This window comes from Thermoplasmataceae archaeon, assembly GCA_038729425.1.
GTDB lineage: Archaea > Thermoplasmatota > Thermoplasmata > Thermoplasmatales > Thermoplasmataceae > B-DKE.
In genome coordinates this window covers 156,224-180,231 of sequence record JAVYSB010000003.1, presented here as the reverse complement: position 1 = coordinate 180,231, position 24,008 = coordinate 156,224, and the positions used below count along the sequence as shown (strand labels likewise).

The window sequence follows — 24,008 nt, the reverse complement described above, 5'->3', positions numbered from 1 at the left end:
CTAAAGAATTGAAAAGGATAGCCAGGCATGATAAAAATATCTTTGTATCCGTAATAGGACGTCTTATGCTATTTGGTGGAACCGTTAGCATTTATCAAGCGGATTTGGATTCCAATTATATACGCAAATGGGCAAGTACCGGAGATTACTCCGGTGGGTTTGGCTTCATGCCCTTCCATGGCTTAAATCCAAATGAATTCGGAGGGTTTTTCAGAAGCGATGTAAAGGTTTTGGCAAAGACGGCGTTTGAAGACTTTGCATCTTATAGAGGCAATTAGATTGCCAAATTAAGGAAGAATAAAATTAGATGGAACAAGTGGCTCAGCATACACTTTAGTATTTGTGAAGAACCTGAGACTATAGGAGTGAGCGAACATTACATGCTACTTCTGAAGAAGCAATAAATATTCCTAATTTATAGTATGACGGCCTTTTGAATACAAACTCCTACATGCTCTTAACTACAATATGGACTCAGTTATGCACTACTTCCTGCATAGATCCAATAGGTATTTTTACTCATTAGATCTGTATATTATCATCTCGGCAGGTTTGCCGCCTTTCGACTGCTTTGTTGTCAATCCAGAGAGTGTTTTGCATACTTCTTTTTATGCCTGTGACCCCTTGCCCAACATGCGTGCTGAAGCTTTACTTTATCCATGAGATAAAAAAACTTCCTACGTGGTTTCCGAAGTTTTTAGCGGACTTGCTTACATTTCTAAATGGGGCTGACCGGATTCGGACCGGTGACCTCCCGGTTATCAGCCGGGTGCTCTAACCAAGCTAAGCTACAGCCCCTTACAAGCAAGCGATCCAGAACGTATGGCGAAGCCAATCTAAATATTCATGTTTGTATTAAATATTTCGAAAATCAGCATTTTTCTAATGAAAATTAAATCTTCTTGCAGGAGGGTTCGGTGCCAGCAGGCGTCCCAACTTATCGCGATCTTTTCTGATTCATTTCCGCTTCATTCTCAGGTAAAACCAGATCAATGTTTTCGATCTGGGAGCACACAGCACATAGTTCTCCAGTTGTTGGCGACCCGCATCTAACACATCTCTTCATTTCTGCTGGTAACCTGTTATCCGCGACATGATCCCTCAGCTCATCAAGGAAATTCGAGATGGCGAACTTTGATCCAGGAGTTCTTTCCTCCAGGTCTGTCACTATATCCCTGTAGATATTTCTCTGGGCCCTTTCATAATACGGGCACCATCCCCCGTCAAACTTGATTCCATTAAGGACTGCGTATAGTGCCACCTCCTTCTCTGGAACCCGGCGCAATGGGACAATCCGCCTTACAAGCCCATCTTTCTTTATTTTGTGTGGTGCCATTCTTATCATTCTTTCGTAATCTCCTTTAACGACATTCATCAGAATAGATTGGGCATAGTCATCCAGATTAATACCAAGAGCAACGTAGTCGCTGCCGTTTACAAGGGATTGAAGGTTCATGAGCTTTCTCCTCATGGGACCACAATGTGAACACGGTGTGATCTTCCCATCAATCTTGACAATCTCGTCCATGGTCCTGCCAAAGGCTTCTTCAAATGAAACCGTGCTGTGAGAAATCCCCAGATCACTGCAAAGAGTCCTCGCAGATTCCAGCCCTGAATTCCTGTATCCCGCGATGCCCTCATCAATGGTGAAGGCGGTCAATGAGACATTCTTTCTTTTACCCAGGAATTTGTTCAACAAGTACAGGGTTACAGAGCTGTCCTTCCCACCGGAAATTGCAACAGATATCTTTATCTCAGGTTTACTGAGGTCGATCTGCCTTGGGAGCTCATGCTTGAACCTTCTTTCTACGGAATCACTGAAGTGGTGCCGGCAAAGGTAGGTGCCATTATACTTAGCTTCGTAGACAGCCTTTCCGCCGCAGAGTGAACACTGCATATACCGACACATTCCATTCATTTTAATTAAGGTGACGCAAATTTTAAGCTTGATGCTGGGCTCTTCGTATCATGAATGTAACCACAGGACAATCAGAGGAATACGCAGGCCTCGACGCGGTCGTTTGCCTGAAGTTTGAAGACTTTGAGCCAGCTTCCACCAGCGAGGCTATGGACGGACTCGGCGTAAGGTCTCACTCAGAGAGACTGGGATTCTCACCCAAAAAGGGGAAAACACTGCTTCTACCGTCCGCGAAAGCCGTGAGAGCCGTACTTGTCTCTGGAGCTGGAAAGAAGGAAAGTTATGAACTGGAGGCACTGAGAATGGCAGTATCTTCTGCACTGTGTGAACTTTCCACCAAGGAATACAGGAATATTGGAATCCTGCTGCCCGGAATGGATACCGCTGAGAAGGAAGCAAAGGAAGTTTCTTATATCGCAGAGCTCACCATGTATTCTTTCGATGAATTCAAGTCAGAAAAGAAAAAAGGCGTCGATGAAATCAGAATCCTTTCAGATTCAAGTATAGATGGCGCAGTTGAAACCGGGATTATATTGGGAAGAGCGACGAACTTGACAAGATATCTTTCCGATCTACCGTCAGCGGTGGGTACCCCCTCCGTTTTCGAGAAAAATCTTAGAGAAATTAAGGGTCTGAAGGTAACTGCACTGGGCAGAGAAGATTTCATAAAACTTGGAATGGGTGGGCTGGAAGGAGTTTCAAGAGGAGCACATGAACCTGCTAAGCTTCTCATAGCGGAGTACGGAGATCCAAAAATGCCCGCAATTATGTTTGTGGGAAAGGGAATCACCTTTGACAGCGGAGGTATTTCAATCAAACCGGCAGAAGGCATGGGAGAGATGAAATTTGACAAATGTGGTGCAGCTGCCGTGCTTGGAGCGATTAAAGCCATATCGGAACTGAAGATCAAAGTCCATATCATCGGTCTTATGCCGCTGACTGAAAATATGCCGGGCGGAGGATCATACAAGCCGGGCGAAATCCTGAGACACTACAACGGCGTTACATCTGAAGTCATCAGCACAGATGCCGAGGGAAGGCTTGTTCTGGCAGATGCACTGGCATATGGGATCAAGGAGTATAACCCATCCTCAGTCATAGATCTTGCAACGCTTACTGGAGCCTGCATTGTCGCACTGGGGAATAACATTGCCGGAATGATGGGAAACGACGGCGTCCTGCAGGCAAAGGTATCTGAAGCTTCAAAGAATTCATGGGAGAAGCTATGGCCACTTCCGCTTGATGATGAATTCAAGGAACAGATTAAGAGCGATGTGGCGGATATAAAGAACTCAGGCGGAAGGCAGGCTGGAGCAGAAGCAGCAGGAGCATTTCTCAGCCACTTTGTTGGCGATGTACCGTGGGTTCACCTGGATATCGCAGGGACTGCCTGGAAGCAGCAGAAATCGACGAAAAGATCATATCTGGGAGAAGGTGCTACGGGTTTCGGAACAAGGCTGCTGGTAGAGTTTGCGAAATCCAGCCAGTGAAACTTATTCTTCCGGGAGGAATTCCAGTTTCTTCCCATTTTTCATTTGCTGGTAAATGGCTGAACCCGTGTCGCTGTCCAGTTTCAGTCGTATGATTCCCTTTGCGGAACTTCTTGCCTGAAGCACCATTATGTCGTCGAGAAAGATTTTCACGTTCCTGTTCTTCTCTCCAATTGAAAGATACATTATCTTGTTCTTTACCTGAACATCGACTGGTCTCTTCTGGAGGGCTGATCCACCAGATATTGGCTCCACCTCAATCCTGATCTTCAGACGCTCTTCCAGTTCTGAAATATTGGATCCCTTTTTTCCTATGAGCCTCGGGATGTACTTTTCCGGTACGGATACCACTGCCCTGCTTGCGGTTGTCATCTTCACCTGCACATCCGATGTATTGAGGTATTTTGAAATCTCCTCCCTTATGCGGTCAGCTGCAAGGGAAAATAGTGAAGAATCCTCTCTCTGTACTGGCACCATTACAATCTGGTCCCCGAATGTGTATATTTCATGCAGGGGTTTTCCCGAAGGGAATTCTTTGACAACGATGACCGGTCGGGAAAGATCCTCTTGGCTCATCCCGCTGGGCACCTTGACCGTGTACTCGGTAACTAGGACTGTCCTTACCCTACCAGCGTCTATGAATAGTATAGTATCTATGACCTGTGGGATAAGCCCCAATTCAATGCGACCGATAAATCTGTAGAATGCGTCAACTGGCCTGGTGGCATGAACCACGCCGACCATTCCAACGCCAGCCAGGCGCAGGTCGGAATATACGTGGAAATCGGAGGTCACCCTCATCTCATCAAAAACCGTGTAATCAGTCCTCACAAGCAGAAGAATATCCCCCGTCTTCTCCATGGATCCCTCGAGACCCGTGTACTGTGTAATATCATTAATTAGCTGAAGGTCGCGTGGCTTCTCCATGGTCTTCACCGTCTTGTCAAGAGAGCTGAAATACTCTGCGAGAGCTTGAACAAACGTACTTTTTCCAGCTCCGGGTGCACCGGCTACAAGAATGCCATTTGCGCCCACTGTGAGGCGGTCTATGATTTTCGGATCAAGATGGTAGTCCTCGAGGCTTAGTTTCTTTATGGGCCTGACAGCAGTGATCTCAAGGTCATCGGAGAATGGAGGTCTGGTAATAACGACCCTGATGTTTTTCAACTGTATCACAGTTGCCCCGAACATGTCCATTTCCACAAAGGATTCATCCTCAAATTTCCCACGCTTGATAATGCCCGACGCAATTGTCTCAAGCTCCTGCCTTGTTGAAGCCGATTCAAGCCGCTCCATCCTCACAAATCCTGGCATGCCTTTCTTCAGTACCGGTCTCAGGTTTGCCTTCAGGTGCACAGATGAGGTTTCGCTGTCAAAGAAATCCTCTATATTCCTTACAGCTTTCTGTGAAGCCTCAAGGTATTCCACCCGTATGCCCTTAATTATGGCGAGGTCCCTCTGTATGTTATCTCCAGTGACCAGAATTGCGTCATTCTCCATAGCGGTATTCCTTATGATCTCATCTATTTCTCCGCTTTTTGCTCTCCGTATTTGCCAGTCGCCGGGGCGCTTCCCATAAATGTCCAGGTATATCTTCCCTTCATTGGCCAAGGATCTGAGAGCTTTCAGTTCACCAAGCCCCGCATGGCCTATGGACCTGCCCTCATTTGCCTGGTGCTCTATTTCTGCCAGCATAGCCTCAGAAAGTATGACATGCGACCCCTCCTTAGAGGATATGAAAGCGCTGAACCTGCCGTCAACAATAACGGACGTATCCGGAACGTAATCCACGTAAGAACATGTGATAATTACTATTTAAGATATTCAAGGAAAGTAAAAGGCTGCATAAGCCCCCACTCCCTCTGCCATATCTCTTGTGATGAAGGAAAAACCATATTTTACATTACCTTCGTGATCTCTTAAGCTTATTCCGGTATCCGTCCGATCAAAAAGTTTGGAACTCTCATAAAAACGAGATTCCAGATCAGGAATGATTGAACAGCACTGCTGATCAAAGGTTGGTTATTAAAGGAGTTTTGACTACCATAAGACCTTCGTGAACCTTGGATTTAAGCTTTAGGAATTAGCTGATTTCTATGTTGTTCTCTATAATGTCCTTCTTCATTGGGTGGGCGCCAAAAAGCTGTGGGAACAAATCTACTAGGATATCTGATGCTGCTGCTCCACCTACCAGGACTGCAAGGCCGGTGAGCCGATCTACAGCACCGCTAAAGACAACAATAGCCATATTTTTACCATTTTCATTACCTTCATTTAATCATCTGAATGAAGCAAATAGACGGGCTACCTTATCTGTAAGCATTATTCAAATCCATGCTGTATTTACTTAGCTCACCAATTTCATGTCCATACGATGAAAATGTTGATGGCAAGGAAAAGCATATTTTTGTTCTGTGGCTGAAAATTATGAGAGAAAGGTCTGAAATGATACGTTTTTCGAATGAATCCGAAATCGGAATGAAAATGTGAAATGGCAGTGCATTCCCAATTATACGATCTTCAGTGTACAACTTTCTGTCTCTCGGGGCAAAGAAAAAACAATTAGGCAGTCTGTCACTACCAGGTGGGGAATAAACTGGATCAGAAAATAGTACTCCTGAAGAAAAATCTGGAGGCAAGCATCCTAAAAGCTGGAAATTCCGCAATCGGGTTTTCCGGTGGACTTGACAGCACTATCATACTTGCCCTATCAGACTTCAAGCTTAAGCCATTCACCGTAGGGTTTCCTGGTTCCCATGACCTGGAACGATCCAGGTATGTGTCCGACGAACTTGGATTTCGTCTCAGGGAGATTATTCTCGATCGACAGGACCTGGAGTACTCAATTCCCGCACTGAGGGCTTTGGACCCTAATATTACGCATTCAGAGATGGGATACGAGCTTGTTCTGTATCATTTGCTTGAGAGGTGTCCTGAAGATACCGTGGTCACTGGACAGGGAGCGGATGAAATTTTTTATGGATACCGGAGGTTCATGGAGGATCCGGGATTAACAAACGCAAGCCATCTGGACAAGCTCTTTCATTTTACGCTTCCTAGAGAAATTAAAATTGCGAATCAAAAGTCTAAAAGACTGGTAACTCCTTATCTTGACCCGGAACTGGTACGAATTTTCTCAGGATTGCCCAGAGATCTTAATGTTAGTGGCGGTACAAACAAGATAATGCTCAGGACTCTTGCCAAAGAGATCGAACTGCCTGAGGATGTTTGGTCATTTAGAAAAAAAGCCGCACAGTACGGGTCCGGCATACAACCTTATATAAGAAAGATCCTTGGCTCTTATTGATTATTATTCCGATTCGGTTAAATACCAATTGAGCATCAACCACACATCAAGGAGTTTGTTGAACAAGCATTAACGTGATTTCATGGCGCAGATAGGCATAATTGGAGGGAGTGGCCTCTACAGCCTTTTAAATGGCGGGAAGTCGCTCGATATGGAAACACCTTATGGCAGGCCCTCCGACAAAATAGAGATCGGAGAGATTGATGGAATTGAGGTTGCATTTATTCCAAGGCATGGTAGGAAACACTCTTTTCCGCCGCACTTGGTAAATTACAGGGCCAATTTATGGGCACTGAAGAAGATAGGCGTTGAGCGTGTGCTGGCGATTAATGCCGTTGGTTCTCTGAAGGAAGATTACAAGCCGGGAGACATTGTCTTTCCCGACCAGTTCATAGACTTCACAAAGTCGAGGAAGCTGACTTTCTTTGACGGCCCAGAGGTTTATCATATTTCAGCCGCAGATCCTTTCTGCCCAGACATGACAGCTGAACTTGTAAGTTCTGCGAAGAAGTCAGGATACGACCACCACGATGGGGGAACATACGTGTGCATCGAGGGACCTAGATTTTCCACCAGGGCAGAATCAAAGATGTTCCGGCAGTTCGGAGACATAATTGGCATGACCCTCGTCCCAGAGATAAACCTTGCAATTGAGCAGGCAATGTGCTATTCCATGATTGCCACGGTAACGGATTTTGATGTATGGTCTGATAAGCCTGTGGATGCGTCAGAAGTCATGAAGATTATGAAGGAAAACGAAGAAAAGGTTTCCTCACTTGTTGAGCATTCCGTCAGAGGGTTCAGCAGAAAGAGGAACTGCAATTGTTCAAGATCACTTGAAAACGCAAAAGCTTGAGGAAAATAGGAAATGAAAGTAAAATTTTTAGGCGGAGCAGAAGAAGTAGGCAGATTAGCAATAAAGATAAGCGAGAAGGATTACGACATAATGATTGATTACGGTGTAATACCAGAAAAGCCACCACAATTCCCGATGCATCCCGATCCCGTGAAGAGTATATACTTGACGCATGCACATCTCGATCACATGGGTGCCTTGCCAGTGTATTATCATGAATATAAAGCAACATTTTATTCAACAATAATGACAGCAAACAGTATGCGTCCGATGCTTGAGGACTCAATCAAGGTCACAAACATTGAGGGGTATCCTTCCAGGTTCAATACGGATGACATAGCATCTCTATATAGTGCATTCCAGAGAGCAAATTTCGGGGAGACTATTGTGGATGGGCCATTCCAAGTCACTGCGCAATCAGCGGGGCACATCCCCGGCTCAACGATGTGGAATTTTGAGAATTCCAGATCCATTCTTGTGACTGGCGATCTGTATACAAAGGATACCTTCCTCCTGAACGGTGCAAAGCCGAAAAAAGCTGATATACTTGTAATGGAGAGTACATACGCTGGCAAGAACCATGAGGAGAGGGATCAGGTTGTAAAGAGACTCAAGCAGAGGATAAAGGAAGTTGTTGAGGACGGAGGTAAAGCCATTTTGCCATCATTTGCCATGGGCAGAACTCAGGAGCTGGTAATGATACTGAGTGACATGGGCTTCAACATCGCTGTGGATGGAATGGGCAATGGAATTACGGGGATATACCTCAATACACCTGGGTTCCTCAGATCTCAGAAGGACTTTTCAAGATCTGTTGGGCGGGTAACGCAGATCAGGGGAAGGCGGATGAGAGAGCAAGCACTTGAGAATGATGTAATAATAACAACTTCAGGTATGCTGGACGGTGGACCCGTACTCGGCTATATAGAACAGCTGATGAATGATACAAAAAGCGCAATTTTCCTGACTGGATACCAGGTAGAAGGCACTAATGGAAGGAGCCTCATGGAAAACGGCACAATGAAGATAGCTGGCGCAACGGTCAAACCGAACATGAAGATGGAATTCTTCGACCTTTCTGCGCATGCTGGCCATGATGAACTGATAGACTTTGTGAAGCAGGTAGATCCTGAAAAGATCATCCTGTGCCACGGAGAAAACCGGGAAAACCTGCTGGAAGATCTTGCGGAATTTGACGTCATGTTGCCATTCAACGGACATGAATTCGAGGTTTCATAACCTCGCAACATTTTTATCACTCATGAAACTAAAACAAACAATCAATATTTTCCGCAATGCAGCACTTTAGGTGCTGAAATGTGAACTTCCAGCATTATATGCGAAATATATTCCGCTGTGAACAGGGCAATGTTTTATATTATTTTTAAATACTGCAACGATGGATGAGGTCCTCACAGTTGATCATGTGGCTATGGAGTACAGATATGCTAAGAGTTCAATAAAAACCATAGAGGATATTAGCTTCAAGGTCAGGAAGAATGAGTTTGTATCGATCATAGGCCCATCCGGCTGCGGAAAATCCACTCTGATTAGGATGATACTCGGGCTAACCAAACCCACATCTGGCAGGATCCTTTATGGTGACAAGGAGGAGATGGGAAGTGACTTCAGGGTTTCGGTTGTCTTCCAGAACTCAGCTCTGTTCCCGTGGCTGGACGTTCTTGATAACGTCGAACTAGCTCTCGAGCCAATGATTAAGGACAGATCAAAGAGAAGGGAGATTGCTCTGAATAACATACGACTCGTTGGAATTGATGGATTTGAGAACGCCTATCCCAAGGAGCTCTCGGGCGGTATGAAGCAACGCGTGGCCATTGCCAGGGCACTTTCCACATCACCAGATGTACTTCTCCTGGATGAGCCATTCAGCGGCCTTGATGTGTTTTCGGCCCAAGCGATGAGGGAAGAGCTTCTTGATCTATGGGAGTCACCAGTAGATAATCCCAACACGATCCTCATGGTCACCCATAATGTGGACGAAGCTGTGCAGATGAGCGATAGCATCGTTATTTTGAGCCACAGGCCGAGCAAGGTAATTCAGGAAATGCCAGTTTCCCTCAAAAGACCGAGAAACACCAGAAGCGATGAATTTTACAAAACCGTGGATCGGGTGCTTACAATAATGTCAGAATGAATTTTCGCATAAACAAAGATTAATCCCATGCCTCTAATTTAGAAAACCATGAAAGTCCTTATACTAGGCGTAGATGGTTATATCGGATGGGCTCTCGCACTAAGGCTAATGAAAAGGGGGCACTCCGTTTCTGGCGCTGACAATTTTATAACCAGAAAGAGGGTGAGGGAAGTTGGATCCCAGTCTGTACTGCCAGTCGCTTCGATGGAGACTAGAATAAAGGACCTCAAATCAGCTGGATACGGCAACCTGAGATTTTTTAGGGGAGACGTGAGCAACCCGGATTTCATGTACAAGATCATCAGGGAAACGAAACCGGATACCGTTGTGCATCTTGCGGAGCAGAGATCCGCGCCATATTCCATGATAGGTCTCAAGCAGGCCAACGAAACCATGACCAAGAATATCGTAAGCACAATCAACCTGGTTTATGCACTGAAAGACAATTCTCCGAAAACACACATTCTAAAGCTTGGCACAATGGGAGAATACGGCACTCCAAACATTGACATCCCGGAGGGATTCTTCGAGATAGAATACAACGGCAGGAAAGATCGTTTGCCATTTCCCAAGAACGCTGGAAGCTGGTACCACTGGACCAAGGTGCATGACTCAAATAACCTGATGTTTGCAAATCGGGTCTGGAAAACGAGGGTGACGGATGTTATGCAAGGTGTGGTATATGGCACTAGGATTGAGGAGGTCTCTGAAACCGGTCTTTATACCAGGTATGACGTGGATGAGGTGTGGGGAACCGCCCTCAATAGATTCTGTGCACAAGCGGTGGCTGGCATGCCAATAACGCCATATGGAAAGGGAGGGCAGACGCGCGGTTTCCTGCCACTTGAGGACAGCGTTACCTGCCTGACACTTGCCATTGACAACCCACCTGCTGATGGTGAATACAGGGTATTCAATCAGTTTGACAGGGCATATTCCGTGAACTTCTTGGCAGAAAAAGTGAAAGAAATTTATGAGAGGGAGTTTGGAAAGCCGGCTGAAATAAAGCATGTTGACAATCCAAGGGTCGAGATGGAGGCTCATTACTACAATCCAACCAATGAAAACCTGAAAAAACTTGGATACCGGAGCAGAAAGACCCTCGAGGAAGAGATACTTCACATGCTGGAAGATCTCAGCAAGCACACATCGAGGATAAACAAGGTTTCCGGAGTAATAATGCCGAGAACATTCTGGAAGGCATAAAGCTGCTACTGGTCACAGCGCTCCAAGCTGCGTTTCAGTATGTTTACGTATTCAGTGGCTACTCCAACGCTTATCCAGTCGCTGCTGTCAACTGCCATTCCAATGGTTTCTGTGCCTTCCTCAATAGATCTATGAATAGCAGGGGTCAACTCCCTTTCTGGAGACCTGTCCTCATTGAGGTACCTGAATATTTCCGGAACGAGAACATAGAATGCACATAAGGCGTAGTTGCTCTCTGGATTCTGTGGTTTCTCCACCACTCCGGTTACCCTGAGTTCGTCTCCCACGTTTTTTACAGACGCCACACCGTATTTCTGGGGGTTATCGACCCGCATCAGAGTGAGTGTATTCTGGGCAGGAAACTTTTCCATCCTTTTCGCTACCGCCTCCATATGGGAGGGATCAAGTATTATGCCATCACCCGCGTTAAGTATAAAATTCTCGTCATCGATGTATTCCCTAGCCAGTAATACTGCTGATCCAAATCCTCTCCTCTCACCTTGGAAGATGATGTTAACACTTGGATACTCTCTCTCTATGTATTCTCGAGTAAATGTGTCCTCCCAATCGAGGACCAAATGAATCTCCCCAACTCCCGTCCTCCGAATTTCGTATATCACGCAGTCAAGAATAGGTCTCAGCACAACCCTATCGTCGCGTTTAGTGTAGATCGGTAGCATCTCCTTCCGCATCTTTCCATCCAGGCCGGAACGTGAACCCTGACCAGCTGCAGTTATGAGTGCTTTCATGGACTTTTCACATTACCTCATTTCTCATAATATTATTTTCGGTTTTCCCGTACCTGGAACACAGGTTTAATTTCATTAGTTTTCGACTTCAGGTCACCCTTTCTATTTCCCGACGTCAATTATTAGGCTTACTGTCGTTTAAGCCCACCTCTTTGAACCTGTGAGATTAAGAAATATAAATGCTTCTCCGTGACCCAAGGGAAGGTCGAGACCAGTAATTTACCGGATGAAATTGTGAATTGCAGGAAAAGCAATACAGCTGAGTTTATTTTCATCATATATACAAGGCAGTTCTGGCATTGCAAAGATTATGCGACCGCTCGCAAATGAACAATGATCTAGCTTTTACCTTTTTGCACTGAACTTCTGCTGTCTCGCGGAAGTCATCGAAACCAATATGAAGTCCCTAGCAGATCACTCTTCATGACTGGCAGTTCACAGTCTTTCTTCACACTGGACTCTTTTGACCTGAGAGGCAAAACGGTGTTTCTCAGACTCGATATAAACTCCCCAATCAACCCCATAAATGGAGAGATTCTTGGGGGATCACGCTTCAAGTCCCATGTTGATACGATAAACTCCCTCTCGAATTCCAAGGTTGTTATCGTTGCTCACCAGAGCAGACCGGGAAAGGAGGATTTTACAAGTCTGGACAAACACGCGATGTACCTGAGGCGCGTACTTGGGCGTAACGTAAGATTTGTTGACTCTCTTTTCGGAAGCGAGGTGGAAGAAGCGGTATCATCAATGAAGAATGGTGACATTCTAATGCTTGAAAACAGCAGATTCTATTCCGAAGAGACCGAGATAGCTCCGGATGATATCGATACAATGGAAAAGAGCCACATTGTCAGGAAACTGCTTCCACTAATGGACTACTACGTAATTGACGCTTTCCCTGCAATTCACCGTGCACAGACCACACTTGTAGGTTTTAGGCGGCTCAAGCCCAACATAGCGGGCAGGCTGATTGAGAAGGAGATATCAATGCTCAGCAGGTTCAAGGACGGAAACGAAAGACCAAAAGTCGCCATACTTGCCGGATCAAAGATTGACGACTCAATCTCTGTTTCAAAGAATTTCCTTGACAAGGGAATTGTGGACTCCATCCTTGTTGGTGGTGTTGTGGCAAATGCTTTCCTGTGGGGTTCTGGGAAAGATATAGGAAAGAAGAACAGGGACTTCATCATCAAGAATAACAAGAATCATGAGGATCTCATCAAGACCTGCACGGAAATGCTTCAAAGGCATAGAGAAAAAGTGATCATTCCCGTGGACTTCATCCTAAACCCGTCAGGCAGGAGAATATCGTCAGATGAAAAGATCCCGGACGACGAACTTCTGGCGGACATCGGAGTGGAATCCATAGTTATGTTCACAGAGAAAATAAGGCAGTCTAAGGCAATCTTCATGAACGGTCCTATGGGTATGTATGAGGTACCGGAATATTCCTCTGGAACGTTTGAAATACTGAATGCTATATCAAGATCTAAGGCATTGAGAATTGCTGGAGGCGGTCACACTCTCAGTGCAATGGAAAAGATCGGGATGCTCAAGACCATTGACCATGCTTCTACCGGTGGAGGAGCCCTGATAAGTTATTTATCCGGTGAGGCAATGCCAGTTCTGGAAGCACTCAGCGAAAGTCACTCGCTGTTCAAAGGTAATTGAAATGGCTGAAGATACCCAGGTCAACATTGTTGACGAAATAAACTATACAAAATCCCTGATAGACTCACTCGATAATCAGCTTAACAGCCTCCTGAGGGGAATGGAAGAAATAAGGAGAGTTCAGGCGATCCTCAAGGATACAGGGATATCGGAGGCAAAGGACAGGCGCATTGCCATTGGCTCAGGAATTTTTGCACTTGGGAATATAGACGTAAAATCGAAAATGCTTGTGCCCATTGGATCGGATGTGTATTTAGAGGAGAATCCGGAGAGGGTCTCCGGAAGACTGGAAAATAATCTTCTGGAACTGCAGAACACCATAAGTGCTCTAGACGCCAGGAGAACTGAGCTCTTCAACAGATACGAATCCATGTTATCTATCGTGGATCAGGCGCGGCAGGAACAGAAAGGCAAGACTTAAGATGTTTGAAGGTTTGAAAGCTCTTTTCAAGCGTAGCATACCTGATAACGAGGAGATCCTCAGGGCGAAGAGGGGAGAGATTGAGGACGAAATAAGGACAGTTCTTCTGGAGTCCGACGTTTCACTGGAAGCTGTTGAGACTCTCTCCGAGAACATTGGGAAAAGGCTGGAGAACACAAAGAGGATCAGCAAAGCTGGCCTGATGGGGATCGTCAGGGAATCAATTGGAGACCTCCTGAAATCAAATCAGTTGAACTTTGATATCCTTGACGTGAAAGAAAAGCCATATGTGATCCTTTTTCTAGGAATAAATGGGACCGGGAAGACTACCACCATAGCTAAAGTCGCAAATTATCTGAAGGAGGCGGGAAAAAGATCAGTAATATCCGCTTCAGATACATTCAGGGCAGGAGCCATAGATCAGATTTCAATACTGGGGGATCGCATAGGAGTGAAAGTAATCCGGCATGACCACGGAAGTGATCCTTCGGCAGTTGCATATGATGCAATAGAACATGCAAAAGCTAGGGGGCTCGATTACGTCCTTATAGACTCTGCAGGAAGAATGCAGACTAACAAAAATCTTATTGACGAGATGAAGAAGATAAAACGCGTGTCCAAACCAAACCTGACGGTCCTTGTTCTTGACTCCATGGTTGGTCAGGATGCATTGAATCAGGCAGAGACGTTCTTGAAGGAAACTGGATTTGACGCCATAATACTGACAAAACTGGATACCGATGCAAAGGGGGGATCGTTGCTAAGCATAGTCTCGTCAATGAACAAACCAGTGATGTTTCTATGTACAGGTCAGGAAATGGGCAGTATAATTCGGTTTGATCCGGAGTGGTACTTGGACAAAATATTCTCGTAAATATCCAAATAGATCTGCAATGGCGGTTTGCAACAAATTCTCAAAATAACAACCCCCTCGTTCCGTTCTTCGGCTGCATATATATAGATGAAATAAACTTCGTATGCATTTTCAGCAGGGATATGTTAGATCATCAGCCCACGATGGTCGCCGTGATCGGCAGAGGGCCGCTGTACGTTCCAGAGAAGACCGAGACAGAGACATTCAAATTGCTGAAATAGAAAGAAGCGGTGAGATTTCCAGGTCCTGAGCTAATTATATCGTTTGTCTCTGAGAATGGGCATTCCGTTTGAGCGATATCTAGGGTATTGAAGTCGGAAAGGTGTGGTAAATTGATTCCCATCTGGTTGCTTATAATCTCTGGCAGGCTCTGACTGCTGTTGCTGCCATATAGCTTGTAATCAGAGGAAATGACTGACAGGCCTAGGCTAAGTACAAGCAGAGTATTAGTTGTGTTCCTTTGGGAAAGGGTGGACAGGTCGGATTGGACTTGTGGATTAATGTGGGTCCAGTTCTGGTCATTGATGATGGTCAAGTTTCCCGCATTGGCACCGGTCTTGACGGTTGATTGTGACCGAGAGGAAATGAACTCATTGAAGAGGGAAAGAAATGTACTTCCATTAAAGCTTCTCACACTCGCACTAAGGCTATTTGAAGAAGCCAGAACCTTGATTGTGGTGTCGGTGTTGTTAGAAACTGAGTAATAAGCGCTGCCAATGGTATAGCCCGTCTCCACCATAAAATTGGAAACATGTAGCTCCACTGGTCCAGCAACAAGTTCAGAATTCATGCTTACACCTGGCTTAATTGACTTGAAGTCAAGAGACGCGTTAGAAAACGAAGGATTAATGCTTTCTTGAAGGTAGTTTGATGTGCTAAGGTATGAAATTCCGCGGAATTGCAGATACCCAACAGAGCTACGTACTTTCGAAGAGGGAGAGAATGAGTTATATGCAGATGCTTGTGTGTAAGTGGAATTCAGGTATGCCCCAAGAACGATGCTTGAATTCTGCAGCGTACTGGTATTCGTGAGTTGCATCTTTTCCAGGAACACTGCAGCAGTTGAAATGCCAGTTACCGGAATCCGCAGTGCAGGTTGAGACGTGTTGAATATCACTTTGGTCGTGAATGATACGCTGACGGGTGAGGAAGGATCATATGGCAGATTGTTGTAGAAACTGTAGACAGTCACATTACCATTGGCATATATATTATGGAAAGCGTAAAGGGAAAGTGAGATATTCTTACCCGGAACTATTTTCCCCCATTCACTGGAAATGGAGTAGAAAGACCGGTTCAGGTACCCAGTCATAGAAGAGGAACTGGAATAGTCACTGAATAGTAATTGATCATTGGAAACGTTCGTCGCGTTTGACGTCGTACCGTAAATATAAACTGAAAAATTATTGATTCTGGATGGCACCGAAGGACCGAGATCAAAGGCAGATACAGAAATATACGGACCCTGTAATTCCGCAGTTTGTTTTCCAGAATTAATGTAGTACAGGGTTCCAGCTACCAGCACTATAAATGCTACGATAAGCACGAAGGATCTTGTGAGGCCCTTTCTCTTCAACCCGTGATCATGCAATTCCGGATATAAATTGTTAGGCGATGGATATACGCAGGGCCGACATTATCCTGGAAATGTCCTGCACAGGCATATCTGTGACTATAAGGGGAATATTTTCAATCTCGGCTAGCTTTATGGCAAGCTCATCTATCCTGTCCGGCTGAATATATATGACCGCTGCAGGTTTCAGGGGATGTACCCTTATGGCAATCATCGGACTGCGACCCATCTTTACCTCAGTGAAGAAAATTATGCGCTGGCTTGACCAACCATAAAGCTTACTGTACTCTGAGTACGAAAAGGACAGAATCGCCTTCACTCCGTCGACAATGGTATATCCCCTTACCGCTCGCCTGAGGTCGACGCTTGAAACATTCCTGCCCCTTATCTGGGGAACTATCCTGTCAAGCATAACGTCGTGATCATAATCCTTCAGATCAATCAGAGCATCTGAGGGCATTCCGCTTGAGTACTTCCTGATGACTTTTCCTCCGCGTTTCTTATCTATTTCAACGAGGGCGTATACTATTTTCCTGATTGAGAAAACACCAGGTGACTTCCTCCGTCCAGATTCGTAATCATTGATAACGGAGGGCGAAATGTCGAGATATCTGGAAAGTTCCTGCTGTGTAATCCCGAATTCCTCTCTCCATTTTCTTATGGTTTCTCCCGGGTTCTCAGATATAGCTATCTCTCCTGCAATTTTCTCGTAAATCTCCACGAAAAAGACATGTGGGGTTTATTTAAAAATCTGCCGAAATATGATTCGACAATTGTCTATGGGCTCTTGTTTCGAGGTTCCTGTGTGCCATCTATGGTCGAGGAATTCGACTGTGCAACCGACCTTATGAAGCTTCTTCTTAGTGCGGAACTGATCCAGATGCTGATCACAAACATTACCAGGATCGCTGCAAGAAAATAATTCGGGTTAATTTTTATAAAATCAAAAACCACGTAGAGTACGCCGTACCCAACAAGAAGAAAGATAAGTCCCGCATACCTGTAAATTGCAGGCATCCTCTGTGCATTTGCAAGATTTGGGTTGCTCTGAAAAGACTTTATTGCACTTATCAATCTTGTGGTCTGGGCTGTCTGTACACACATCGGATCTTCCAGTGTTTTCAGCGTATCGTTCAGGACCTCATCCGATTTCGCAGTGTTGCCAACGGATCTGTATAGCCTGGATAGCTCAAGCTGTTCTCTGGCGATTTTCATGCAGTCGCCACCTGCTCCCATTGAAGCTTTGTTATTCATAATCCGATTTTCCAAGAACTGGATTTTCTCTTCTCTAGAAGCCAATAATTCATCTCCATTTAAGGGGCTTGCAAAAGTCTCTTGTTCTAGTCATGGGCAACATAGTTCAAATACATTGCGAAAACTGATCAGCGGCTGAAATTTGGCGCCTCCGTTGGGATTTTCTGAAAGTGTCGTGTTCTAAAAATTTATTTTAGATTCCCACATCGTGATATATGGTTCAGTCACTTAACCCTCCCAATGCACTCTTGATTGATCTGGACGACACAATTATCGCCTTTGAGGTTCTCACCAAGGAAACTTGGAGGAAAGCCGCCCGCCTGTTTTCCGGAGAGATCAATTCAGTGGATCCGGAAATCCTTGCCACAGCTGTTCTGGATCACTCAAAGTCTTTTTGGGCCGATCCCGACAGGCACAGAAGATGGCGGCAGGATCTGGATGCCGCAAGGAGGAAAATAGTTGAGCTGGCATTTGCGGATCTGGGCATTAATGATCTGGAGCTTGCTGAGAGTTTCGCAAGACTGTATTCAAAGATGAAATGGGAATCTCTATACGTGTTCCCGGGATCAATCGAGACTATTGACGCAGCAAGAGAGCACGGAATCATAACTGCACTGATTACGAATGGGAGTTCGGAATCACAGAGAAGTAAACTTGAACGCTTTTCCCTTGCTGGGCACTTTGATCATATATTCATCGAAGGGGAGCGGGGATTTGGAAAGCCTGATCCAAGGATTTACAAGCTTGCCCTTTCAGAATTGCAGGTCAGTGCTGAGGAAACGTGGATGGTAGGGGATAACATTGTATGGGATGTGCTGGCTCCACAGGAACTGGGTATCATGGGGATCTGGATTCGCAATAGGCACGTTGTCGATTCCAGAGGATATTCCGGATGCCCCTTCCTTACAATTGACTCACTTTCTGAACTCACAAAGTATCTGGAATAGTGAAAGAAAAGCTCCTCCATACGTTCTTGGGACAATTATAAGCCCTGTGATGAGAAATTACTCGAAAGAGGGAAAGTGAGTTTAGAAAATAATCAAGCATGTATTGATATGAGTTCAGGACCGAAAACTCCCGTGTTTATGAGCGGGTCCGAGTTATAAGCGCCGAGGGAGAGATTCGAACTCCCGATCCACAAGGGAACCAGATCTCAAGTCTGGCGCCGTACCGCTGGGCCACCTCGGCAGAAATGTCGAATTATCTCCTGAGCCTGCCGTTAGATCTTATGGATGGTCTGCTCTTGCTGCTGTTCTTCCTGCCAGTTCTCAGGCCCCTGCCTTTATAACCGGCAGAAGTTAGACCCCTGTATACCCTTCCATTATTCTGGGGTTCGGCTATCCACGAAATGTGCTTATCATTAACAATTGCAGGGTGAGATTTGTCTACTGCTATAATCTCATAATATTTGTATTTTCCATCCTCTCCAGCGTAATATGAATTCAGTATTTCCATGTTGGGGTATTTGCCAGCGACCCTCTCTTCAGCAATCCACTGGATGCTCTTCTTCCTTGTGAGCTTGCTGTATGCCATCCTTCTGGGTCTTCTTCCACCCATGATCTTTGGGCGGTTGCTTCCGCCTCTCCTGACTCTGGACCTTACTATAATGTAGCCGTCCTTGCTCTTGTATCCGAGCTCTCTAGCCCGGTCAAGCCTGGTCGGCCTATCCAGTCTTACAGTCGCAGGGCTATCCCTCCATTCTGCCATTCTCTGCTTGTGTATGCCGTAAATCTCAGACTTCTTCAGATCTTTCCACGCATTTCTGACCAGACTGTAAGTGGTAATAGTTTCTGCCATTTTGCTCTACCTTGATGACGTAGTTTTTCTTAAGCGTTTTACGATATTTATATTTTGGCACCATTTGGTTGCTGTACCTTACACTCATGATAAACGATAGATAAATATCGTTAATTCTGCTTTGGAATAGATGAAAGGGTCACCGTACAGGAAGAGATATTTTCTGCTTCAGCACAATGAAATGGATCAGTTCCTGAAGACCCTTGCAGATGATCTTTTTCATTCGTTTAGGTGCAGGCTCAGGTTCAACGAAGGACAGTATGCAATATTCCTGACAGATCAGTTCAGAAAACTGGAACTATCTGAATACATGTCAGAATACTATGGGGATGTCCGTATCGTTACAGTGAGCGGGACTATCAGAAAATGCAAAAAGGTTATTGTAGAAGAAACAGGCACCAAAAAAGAACAGGTCACAGCATAAAGATAGATTTCCAGAACACTTCATCCTTTTTTCAGGATTTCCTCCTCCTTGTCAGAGATTACGATCCTGTCTGCTGTCTTTGAAAAATTCTTTTTCTGTTTCTTTGATATGTATGAGAAGAACCACATATAATCCATCGCAGTGGAAGAACTGGAATGCGTTAATCTTCCAAGCTTGGTCGCCAGTGAATTTCTGCTTAGCCTTGATCCCCGCGTCCTGGCCATCGTAGTGATGTATGACGGAAACTGGTACTTGACAAAGCTCCTGTTCCTCTTTTCAATTCGTGTCATCATTCCTGCGGCCAGTTCCTCAGAATACCGCTTGAAAGCATAATGCTGCTTTTTCAGCACTCTTCCTATAAACACATCCGCGAGTGACAGGAGATCAAATGCCATGGAAAGGTCCTCAAATTCCTTTGCTTCTTCTGGGAGGTTCTTGTCTATCCACATCATGTAATCCTCGGTGGTGAAGTCACCCTCCTTATCCAGCAAAGCATCAAGGACATCATCATAGCTCATTGCCCTGAAGGTCGACATCATTATATTGAAGGGTGTCTCAGTTCTGTCCCTAACGGAAATCTCGAAATCTGAGGTCGTGCTGTCCACACCTCCGGAAAAGGATTCAAGATCGTTTATCACACTCCTTAGATCCATGTTATCCCGGTCCAAAATGTCATTAATCAGTTTTTGTGGGAGCGAAACCCTTTCGCTGTCAAGTATGAACCTTATGCGCTTCATGAGTTTAAGGCGAAATTGTTTGTATTCATTGGTGTTCTTTCTCTTGTATGGAGAGAAATCAATGACCGTTGAATTGTCAGCTATCTCCCTGTTCTGTCCTCTCCGCCTGAACTCATAAAAGTCGTTCATGGTAATGATAATAGGATTCATGGTTTCCCGAACTACCCTTGCGAGTTCTCCTGTCCCACCTGCGTCACCGCCTGTCGAAGAAGATCGCGATTCGAACATATTATCTGCCTCGTCCACAAGGATGAGTTTCCTTTTTTCAGTCCCGGTTTCAAACCCTGTAATATCCGAATAAAGGGATGCCATAAGTGCAACCCTCCTCACGCTATCCCTGTTTCTCTGTTCTGAAGCATTCATTTCAACGACCTTCCAGCCGGAATGCTCAGCTATGGCATACGCGCAGGATGTTTTTCCCATACCAGGTTTGCCATGGAGTATCAGGGCTGGCTTTGTCGGTACCCCGTCCTTCCAGGAGTCTACCCACTTGCTTAATTGCGAAAGGATTTCATCGCTCACTATAAGATCATTGAGCGATCTGGGGCGGTACTTCTCAACCCAAGGCATGGTGGCATGAGATGAGACCCTGAATTAAGATGTTTTCCCTTCTCTAATGTGACAGCATAAACTGAATTATATATTTAAAGCAGGTAAACCATTCAAAGTAACAACACCTTGAACTAGTTACATCCCGGAGGATTTCGGGGCAATATTTATTTTTCCAGTTTACAATGACCTCCAGTTGTTCAGTCAGAGATCGGCAGTCTTGGTGTTCCAGAATTTCATAGGGGCTATATTCGGGTACGTGGGACTGTTTTTCATAACCCGGTTTATTGGTGTTCAGGACTATGGATTCCTTGCCTTTGCCATGGGCTTTGCTGGCACCACCTCGCTCATAATGGATCTTGGTTTTACCACGGCCAATACGAAACTGCAATCAGAGGGAGAAAATGTAGCTGAAAACACCGGAACATTTCTTGCGATAAAATTATCCCTTGGCATTCTGTTTGTAGTTCTCACGCTCTCCGTTCTGTTTGTCTGGACAGATATTCTGCACAGGGGTTTTGAGAGTCCAGTTGAATACTGGGCCATAATTGCTCTAGTACCCTACTATTTTTTCAACAGTTTGGTGGGGTTCACGAACTCATTCTACCAGGCGAAACTCTCCGCGAGCAGGATAGCCTTACCTTCAATGATTGAAGCGGTTCTGAGGAACTCCATCTTCATTTTTCTTGGGCTCGCATTTTACTTCAATCTTCCCGGGCATGAGTCCATAAACGGTGCCATCGAACTCTCTCTCACGTATAGCTTCACTTATTCCATCTACTTCCTGCTCTCTTTCTATCTGGGACGTCCGTGGAGAATAGGCAGACCGAGTTTCTCAGCGCTCAGGAGATACGGTATATTAGCGCTTCCGTTGGCTTTTTCTGCCGTGATCGGCACAGTGAATGGAAACATCGACAAAGTTATCATACAGTTCTTCTGGCAGGCGACTGCCACTGGAGCTTTCTACGCTGACCAGAAGATCGTGGCGCTGATAAGCACTCTATCGGGAACAGTGACAGTATTCTTTCTCCCGATGCTTTCCAGAATACATTCACGTGGGTCGAGAGAGAATTTTTCCTCATCTGTGAAGGAATATGAACGGTTCATCTCCATATTTACTCTCCCATTTGTTGTCCTGTTCATCGTTTACTCGGTAGATATAGTGAATCTATTCAGCGCTTCCTATATCCGGTATTCAGCCATCCTTGCCATCCTTGCCGTGAATACCTACTTCTCCGTAACGCTTGCCCCATACTCCTCAGCGCTTGTGGCCAGGGGCAAGACCCCCACCCTCGGCATTCTTTCTCTGGCATCGGTTTCGGCTAACATTGTCCTGAACTTTATCTTGGTTCCGCCAATTCTGTTTGGAACGAGAATATTCTCCCTAGGTGTAAACGGTGCGGCAGTGAGTTCACTGATCGTAACCTTGGCGAATTATGTGATCCTTCAGACCTTGCTGTACAGATCTCATGGCGCTGGGTTCAATGTTCATCTCGTAAAACACCTTATTCCAGCAGCGATAGAGGTTGCTTTTCTGGTCACAGTGGAAATGATCACAAGCGTAAAGGACATACTAATACTGCTCCCCGCCTCCATCGCGGGAATTGCGCTTTTTACCGGGGTAGCCGTCATGATGAGAGAGATCTCCCTAAAGGACCTGATCCTCTTTGCCAAAGGCCTTAACCCCATGAAAATTGGCGGAAGATTGAAGGATGAGAGATCAAGAGAAAATTAGGGTTACCTCAGATATTCCTTTCCTATTGTTTCCCTGGCAATTATCATCTTCATGATTTCTCTGGATCCTTCAGCCAGCTGGAATGACCTTACTCCCCTGAGTGCCCACTCCTCAGGGCAGTCCTTAGAGTATCCATACGCCCCCTGCCACTGAAGGGCATCACTTATGGCATCAAATGCCCATGTGGTTGAGATAAGTTTTGCCACAGCGATCTGACGGCTAACCTGGAACCTGCTGAATTTCCCGAATTTCTGTTCCTGGTCATATGTCCATAGGGCCCTGTATCCCATTGTAAGGGCAGCATCCATCTTTGCAACATCATCTGCGACCTGGAACTGAAGTCCCTGGAACCTCGCAATCTCGCTGCCGAACGCCTCTCTGGTCTTCATGTATTCCACGCCATTGTCAATCGATTTCAAGGCTGCTCCAGCGCTTATCACCGCTATGAGCCCCCTCGCAAACTCAAAACCCTCGTGAACAATCTTGAATCCACCATTCTCCTTCCCAAGGAGGTATTTTGGCGGGAGTCTGATGCCAGAAAACCTGAAGGTACCCCACGAGGATCCTTCCCTGCCCATTTCCTCCAGATAAGAAATTTCTAGATTTTCACTATAAGGAAGGAAAAACAGTGAGACTCCTCCGGTCCCCTTCCCTGGATCTGTTTTGGCGACCGTGACGTATCCTCCACCCCTCTCCTTGATGTCCCTGACCAGGGATATGAAAGATTTTTCTCCTTCAAGAACGTATTCGTTTCCGTCCTTCCTGGCAACTGTCTTCATCGATCCTATATCGGATCCATAATTCGGCTCGGTGGAAGCAATCCCGACTATTTCCTTGCCCTGGGCAACTTTTGGCAGCAGCTCAGATTTGAGTTCATCGGTTCCATATTTATTTATGAGGTTTGCCCAAGCATTATCAACGAGAAACATTACAGGTATTGACATTGTGGGATCAGCTCTCGCTATTTCCTCTGCCGCTATTCCGGTGGTCATGGCGTCAGCTCCAAGCCCACCATACTCCTCTGATGCAGTCATGCCAAGTAAATTCATCCTGGCAAGGCCTTTGAACACTTCATCTGGTATTCTCCTTTCCTTGATCATCCCCTTGATCCTTGGTGCGATCTCTCTTGATGCAAACTCCCTCACGGACCATCTTAGGTTTTCCTGATCTTCATTGAAACTAAAATCCATTATAATCGCTATCACAATAACGAGAGCGTATAATTTTGTTATGGAGAAAAATGGTGTTGAAGTGAATTATAACGATACTGATTTAATACAAGTTCGCAATAA

Annotated in this window: 23 protein-coding genes and 2 tRNA genes; 13 read left to right on the top strand and 12 right to left on the bottom strand. The window is 45.4% G+C overall.

What is annotated here, in order from left to right:
- Nucleotides 1-8: 8 nt before the first annotated feature.
- The gene (locus QW597_04225) at nucleotides 9-278 is read left to right on the top strand and encodes a hypothetical protein (protein MEM0155792.1); all 270 of its coding nucleotides are present in this window, start codon (nucleotides 9-11) and stop codon (nucleotides 276-278) included.
- Between the two features lie 445 nt (nucleotides 279-723).
- Here the strand turns inward: QW597_04225 and QW597_04220 are convergent.
- Both QW597_04220 and QW597_04215 read right to left on the bottom strand, forming a co-directional pair.
- A tRNA-Ile gene (locus QW597_04220) sits at nucleotides 724-798 on the bottom strand.
- A gap of 139 nt (nucleotides 799-937) precedes the next feature.
- Complete coding sequence (locus tag QW597_04215) at nucleotides 938-1,897, bottom strand: TIGR00269 family protein (GenBank protein MEM0155791.1); 960 nt, start codon at nucleotides 1,895-1,897, stop codon at nucleotides 938-940.
- 71 nt (nucleotides 1,898-1,968) lie between these two features.
- Here QW597_04215 and QW597_04210 point away from each other — a divergent pair, with 71 nt between their 5' ends.
- Nucleotides 1,969-3,408: a leucyl aminopeptidase gene (locus tag QW597_04210; GenBank protein MEM0155790.1), complete on the top strand. Its 1,440-nt coding sequence runs from the start codon at nucleotides 1,969-1,971 to the stop codon at nucleotides 3,406-3,408.
- Nucleotides 3,409-3,411: 3 nt separating this feature from the next.
- Here the strand turns inward: QW597_04210 and QW597_04205 are convergent, their stop codons facing one another.
- Together QW597_04205 and QW597_04200 are read right to left on the bottom strand one after the other, a co-directional pair.
- Nucleotides 3,412-5,199, bottom strand: coding sequence for a PINc/VapC family ATPase (locus QW597_04205; protein ID MEM0155789.1), 1,788 nt, complete (start codon nucleotides 5,197-5,199; stop codon nucleotides 3,412-3,414).
- 292 nt (nucleotides 5,200-5,491) lie between these two features.
- Nucleotides 5,492-5,656, bottom strand: coding sequence for a hypothetical protein (locus tag QW597_04200; GenBank protein ID MEM0155788.1), 165 nt, complete (start codon nucleotides 5,654-5,656; stop codon nucleotides 5,492-5,494).
- Nucleotides 5,657-5,992: 336 nt separating this feature from the next.
- Between QW597_04200 and QW597_04195 the strand changes: the two genes are divergently transcribed.
- From QW597_04195 to agl3, 5 genes are all read left to right on the top strand, one after another.
- Nucleotides 5,993-6,715, top strand: a complete 723-nt coding sequence (locus QW597_04195) for an asparagine synthase-related protein (protein MEM0155787.1) — start codon at nucleotides 5,993-5,995, stop codon at nucleotides 6,713-6,715.
- Nucleotides 6,716-6,797: 82 nt separating this feature from the next.
- A complete protein-coding gene (locus QW597_04190; GenBank protein ID MEM0155786.1) occupies nucleotides 6,798-7,571 on the top strand; it encodes an S-methyl-5'-thioadenosine phosphorylase in 774 nt (257 codons plus the stop codon).
- A gap of 12 nt (nucleotides 7,572-7,583) precedes the next feature.
- Nucleotides 7,584-8,810 carry an MBL fold metallo-hydrolase gene (locus tag QW597_04185; GenBank protein ID MEM0155785.1) on the top strand — a complete coding sequence of 409 codons (1,227 nt, stop codon included), beginning with the start codon at nucleotides 7,584-7,586 and terminating at the stop codon, nucleotides 8,808-8,810.
- Between the two features lie 160 nt (nucleotides 8,811-8,970).
- Nucleotides 8,971-9,726 carry an ABC transporter ATP-binding protein gene (locus QW597_04180; protein ID MEM0155784.1) on the top strand — a complete coding sequence of 252 codons (756 nt, stop codon included), beginning with the start codon at nucleotides 8,971-8,973 and terminating at the stop codon, nucleotides 9,724-9,726.
- Between the two features lie 48 nt (nucleotides 9,727-9,774).
- Complete coding sequence (gene agl3, locus QW597_04175) at nucleotides 9,775-10,932, top strand: UDP-sulfoquinovose synthase (protein MEM0155783.1); 1,158 nt, start codon at nucleotides 9,775-9,777, stop codon at nucleotides 10,930-10,932.
- A 5-nt stretch (nucleotides 10,933-10,937) separates the two neighbouring features.
- Here the strand turns inward: agl3 and QW597_04170 are convergent, their stop codons facing one another.
- Nucleotides 10,938-11,681, bottom strand: coding sequence for a sugar phosphate nucleotidyltransferase (locus QW597_04170; GenBank protein MEM0155782.1), 744 nt, complete (start codon nucleotides 11,679-11,681; stop codon nucleotides 10,938-10,940).
- A gap of 423 nt (nucleotides 11,682-12,104) precedes the next feature.
- Between QW597_04170 and pgk the strand changes: the two genes are divergently transcribed.
- From pgk to ftsY, 3 genes are read left to right on the top strand one after another with little or no spacing between them, the layout of a single operon-like run.
- Complete coding sequence (gene pgk / locus QW597_04165) at nucleotides 12,105-13,352, top strand: phosphoglycerate kinase (GenBank protein MEM0155781.1); 1,248 nt, start codon at nucleotides 12,105-12,107, stop codon at nucleotides 13,350-13,352.
- Nucleotide 13,353: 1 nt separating this feature from the next.
- The gene (pfdA, locus tag QW597_04160; protein MEM0155780.1) at nucleotides 13,354-13,773 is read left to right on the top strand and encodes a prefoldin subunit alpha; all 420 of its coding nucleotides are present in this window, start codon (nucleotides 13,354-13,356) and stop codon (nucleotides 13,771-13,773) included.
- Between the two features lies 1 nt (nucleotide 13,774).
- A complete protein-coding gene (gene ftsY / locus QW597_04155) occupies nucleotides 13,775-14,647 on the top strand; it encodes a signal recognition particle-docking protein FtsY (protein ID MEM0155779.1) in 873 nt (290 codons plus the stop codon).
- Nucleotides 14,648-14,780: 133 nt separating this feature from the next.
- Here the strand turns inward: ftsY and QW597_04150 are convergent, their stop codons facing one another.
- From QW597_04150 to QW597_04140, 3 genes are read right to left on the bottom strand one after another with little or no spacing between them, the layout of a single operon-like run.
- On the bottom strand, nucleotides 14,781-16,223 hold the full coding sequence (locus QW597_04150; protein ID MEM0155778.1) for a hypothetical protein: 1,443 nt from the start codon (nucleotides 16,221-16,223) through the stop codon (nucleotides 14,781-14,783).
- Nucleotides 16,224-16,254: 31 nt separating this feature from the next.
- Nucleotides 16,255-16,941 (bottom strand): helix-turn-helix domain-containing protein, encoded by a 687-nt coding sequence (locus QW597_04145; protein ID MEM0155777.1) that lies wholly within the window; start codon nucleotides 16,939-16,941, stop codon nucleotides 16,255-16,257.
- 56 nt (nucleotides 16,942-16,997) lie between these two features.
- Nucleotides 16,998-17,474: a hypothetical protein gene (locus tag QW597_04140; GenBank protein ID MEM0155776.1), complete on the bottom strand. Its 477-nt coding sequence runs from the start codon at nucleotides 17,472-17,474 to the stop codon at nucleotides 16,998-17,000.
- A 215-nt stretch (nucleotides 17,475-17,689) separates the two neighbouring features.
- On the opposite strand from QW597_04140, the gene QW597_04135 reads away from it, so the two are divergent.
- A complete protein-coding gene (locus tag QW597_04135) occupies nucleotides 17,690-18,421 on the top strand; it encodes an HAD family hydrolase (GenBank protein MEM0155775.1) in 732 nt (243 codons plus the stop codon).
- A gap of 160 nt (nucleotides 18,422-18,581) precedes the next feature.
- On the opposite strand, the gene QW597_04130 is transcribed toward QW597_04135, so the two are convergent.
- Nucleotides 18,582-18,662: transfer RNA gene (locus tag QW597_04130), tRNA-Ser, on the bottom strand.
- Between the two features lie 12 nt (nucleotides 18,663-18,674).
- Nucleotides 18,675-19,271, bottom strand: coding sequence for a 50S ribosomal protein L15e (locus QW597_04125; protein ID MEM0155774.1), 597 nt, complete (start codon nucleotides 19,269-19,271; stop codon nucleotides 18,675-18,677).
- Nucleotides 19,272-19,401: 130 nt separating this feature from the next.
- Between QW597_04125 and QW597_04120 the strand changes: the two genes are divergently transcribed.
- Entirely contained in the window at nucleotides 19,402-19,695 is a 294-nt protein-coding gene (locus QW597_04120) for a hypothetical protein (protein MEM0155773.1), read from the top strand.
- Between the two features lie 20 nt (nucleotides 19,696-19,715).
- On the opposite strand, the gene QW597_04115 is transcribed toward QW597_04120, so the two are convergent.
- Nucleotides 19,716-21,002: a replication factor C large subunit gene (locus tag QW597_04115; protein ID MEM0155772.1), complete on the bottom strand. Its 1,287-nt coding sequence runs from the start codon at nucleotides 21,000-21,002 to the stop codon at nucleotides 19,716-19,718.
- A gap of 175 nt (nucleotides 21,003-21,177) precedes the next feature.
- On the opposite strand from QW597_04115, the gene QW597_04110 reads away from it, so the two are divergent.
- Nucleotides 21,178-22,716, top strand: a complete 1,539-nt coding sequence (locus QW597_04110) for an oligosaccharide flippase family protein (protein MEM0155771.1) — start codon at nucleotides 21,178-21,180, stop codon at nucleotides 22,714-22,716.
- Between the two features lie 2 nt (nucleotides 22,717-22,718).
- Here the strand turns inward: QW597_04110 and QW597_04105 are convergent, their stop codons facing one another.
- Nucleotides 22,719-23,906 carry an acyl-CoA dehydrogenase family protein gene (locus tag QW597_04105; GenBank protein MEM0155770.1) on the bottom strand — a complete coding sequence of 396 codons (1,188 nt, stop codon included), beginning with the start codon at nucleotides 23,904-23,906 and terminating at the stop codon, nucleotides 22,719-22,721.
- Nucleotides 23,907-24,008: the final 102 nt, after the last annotated feature.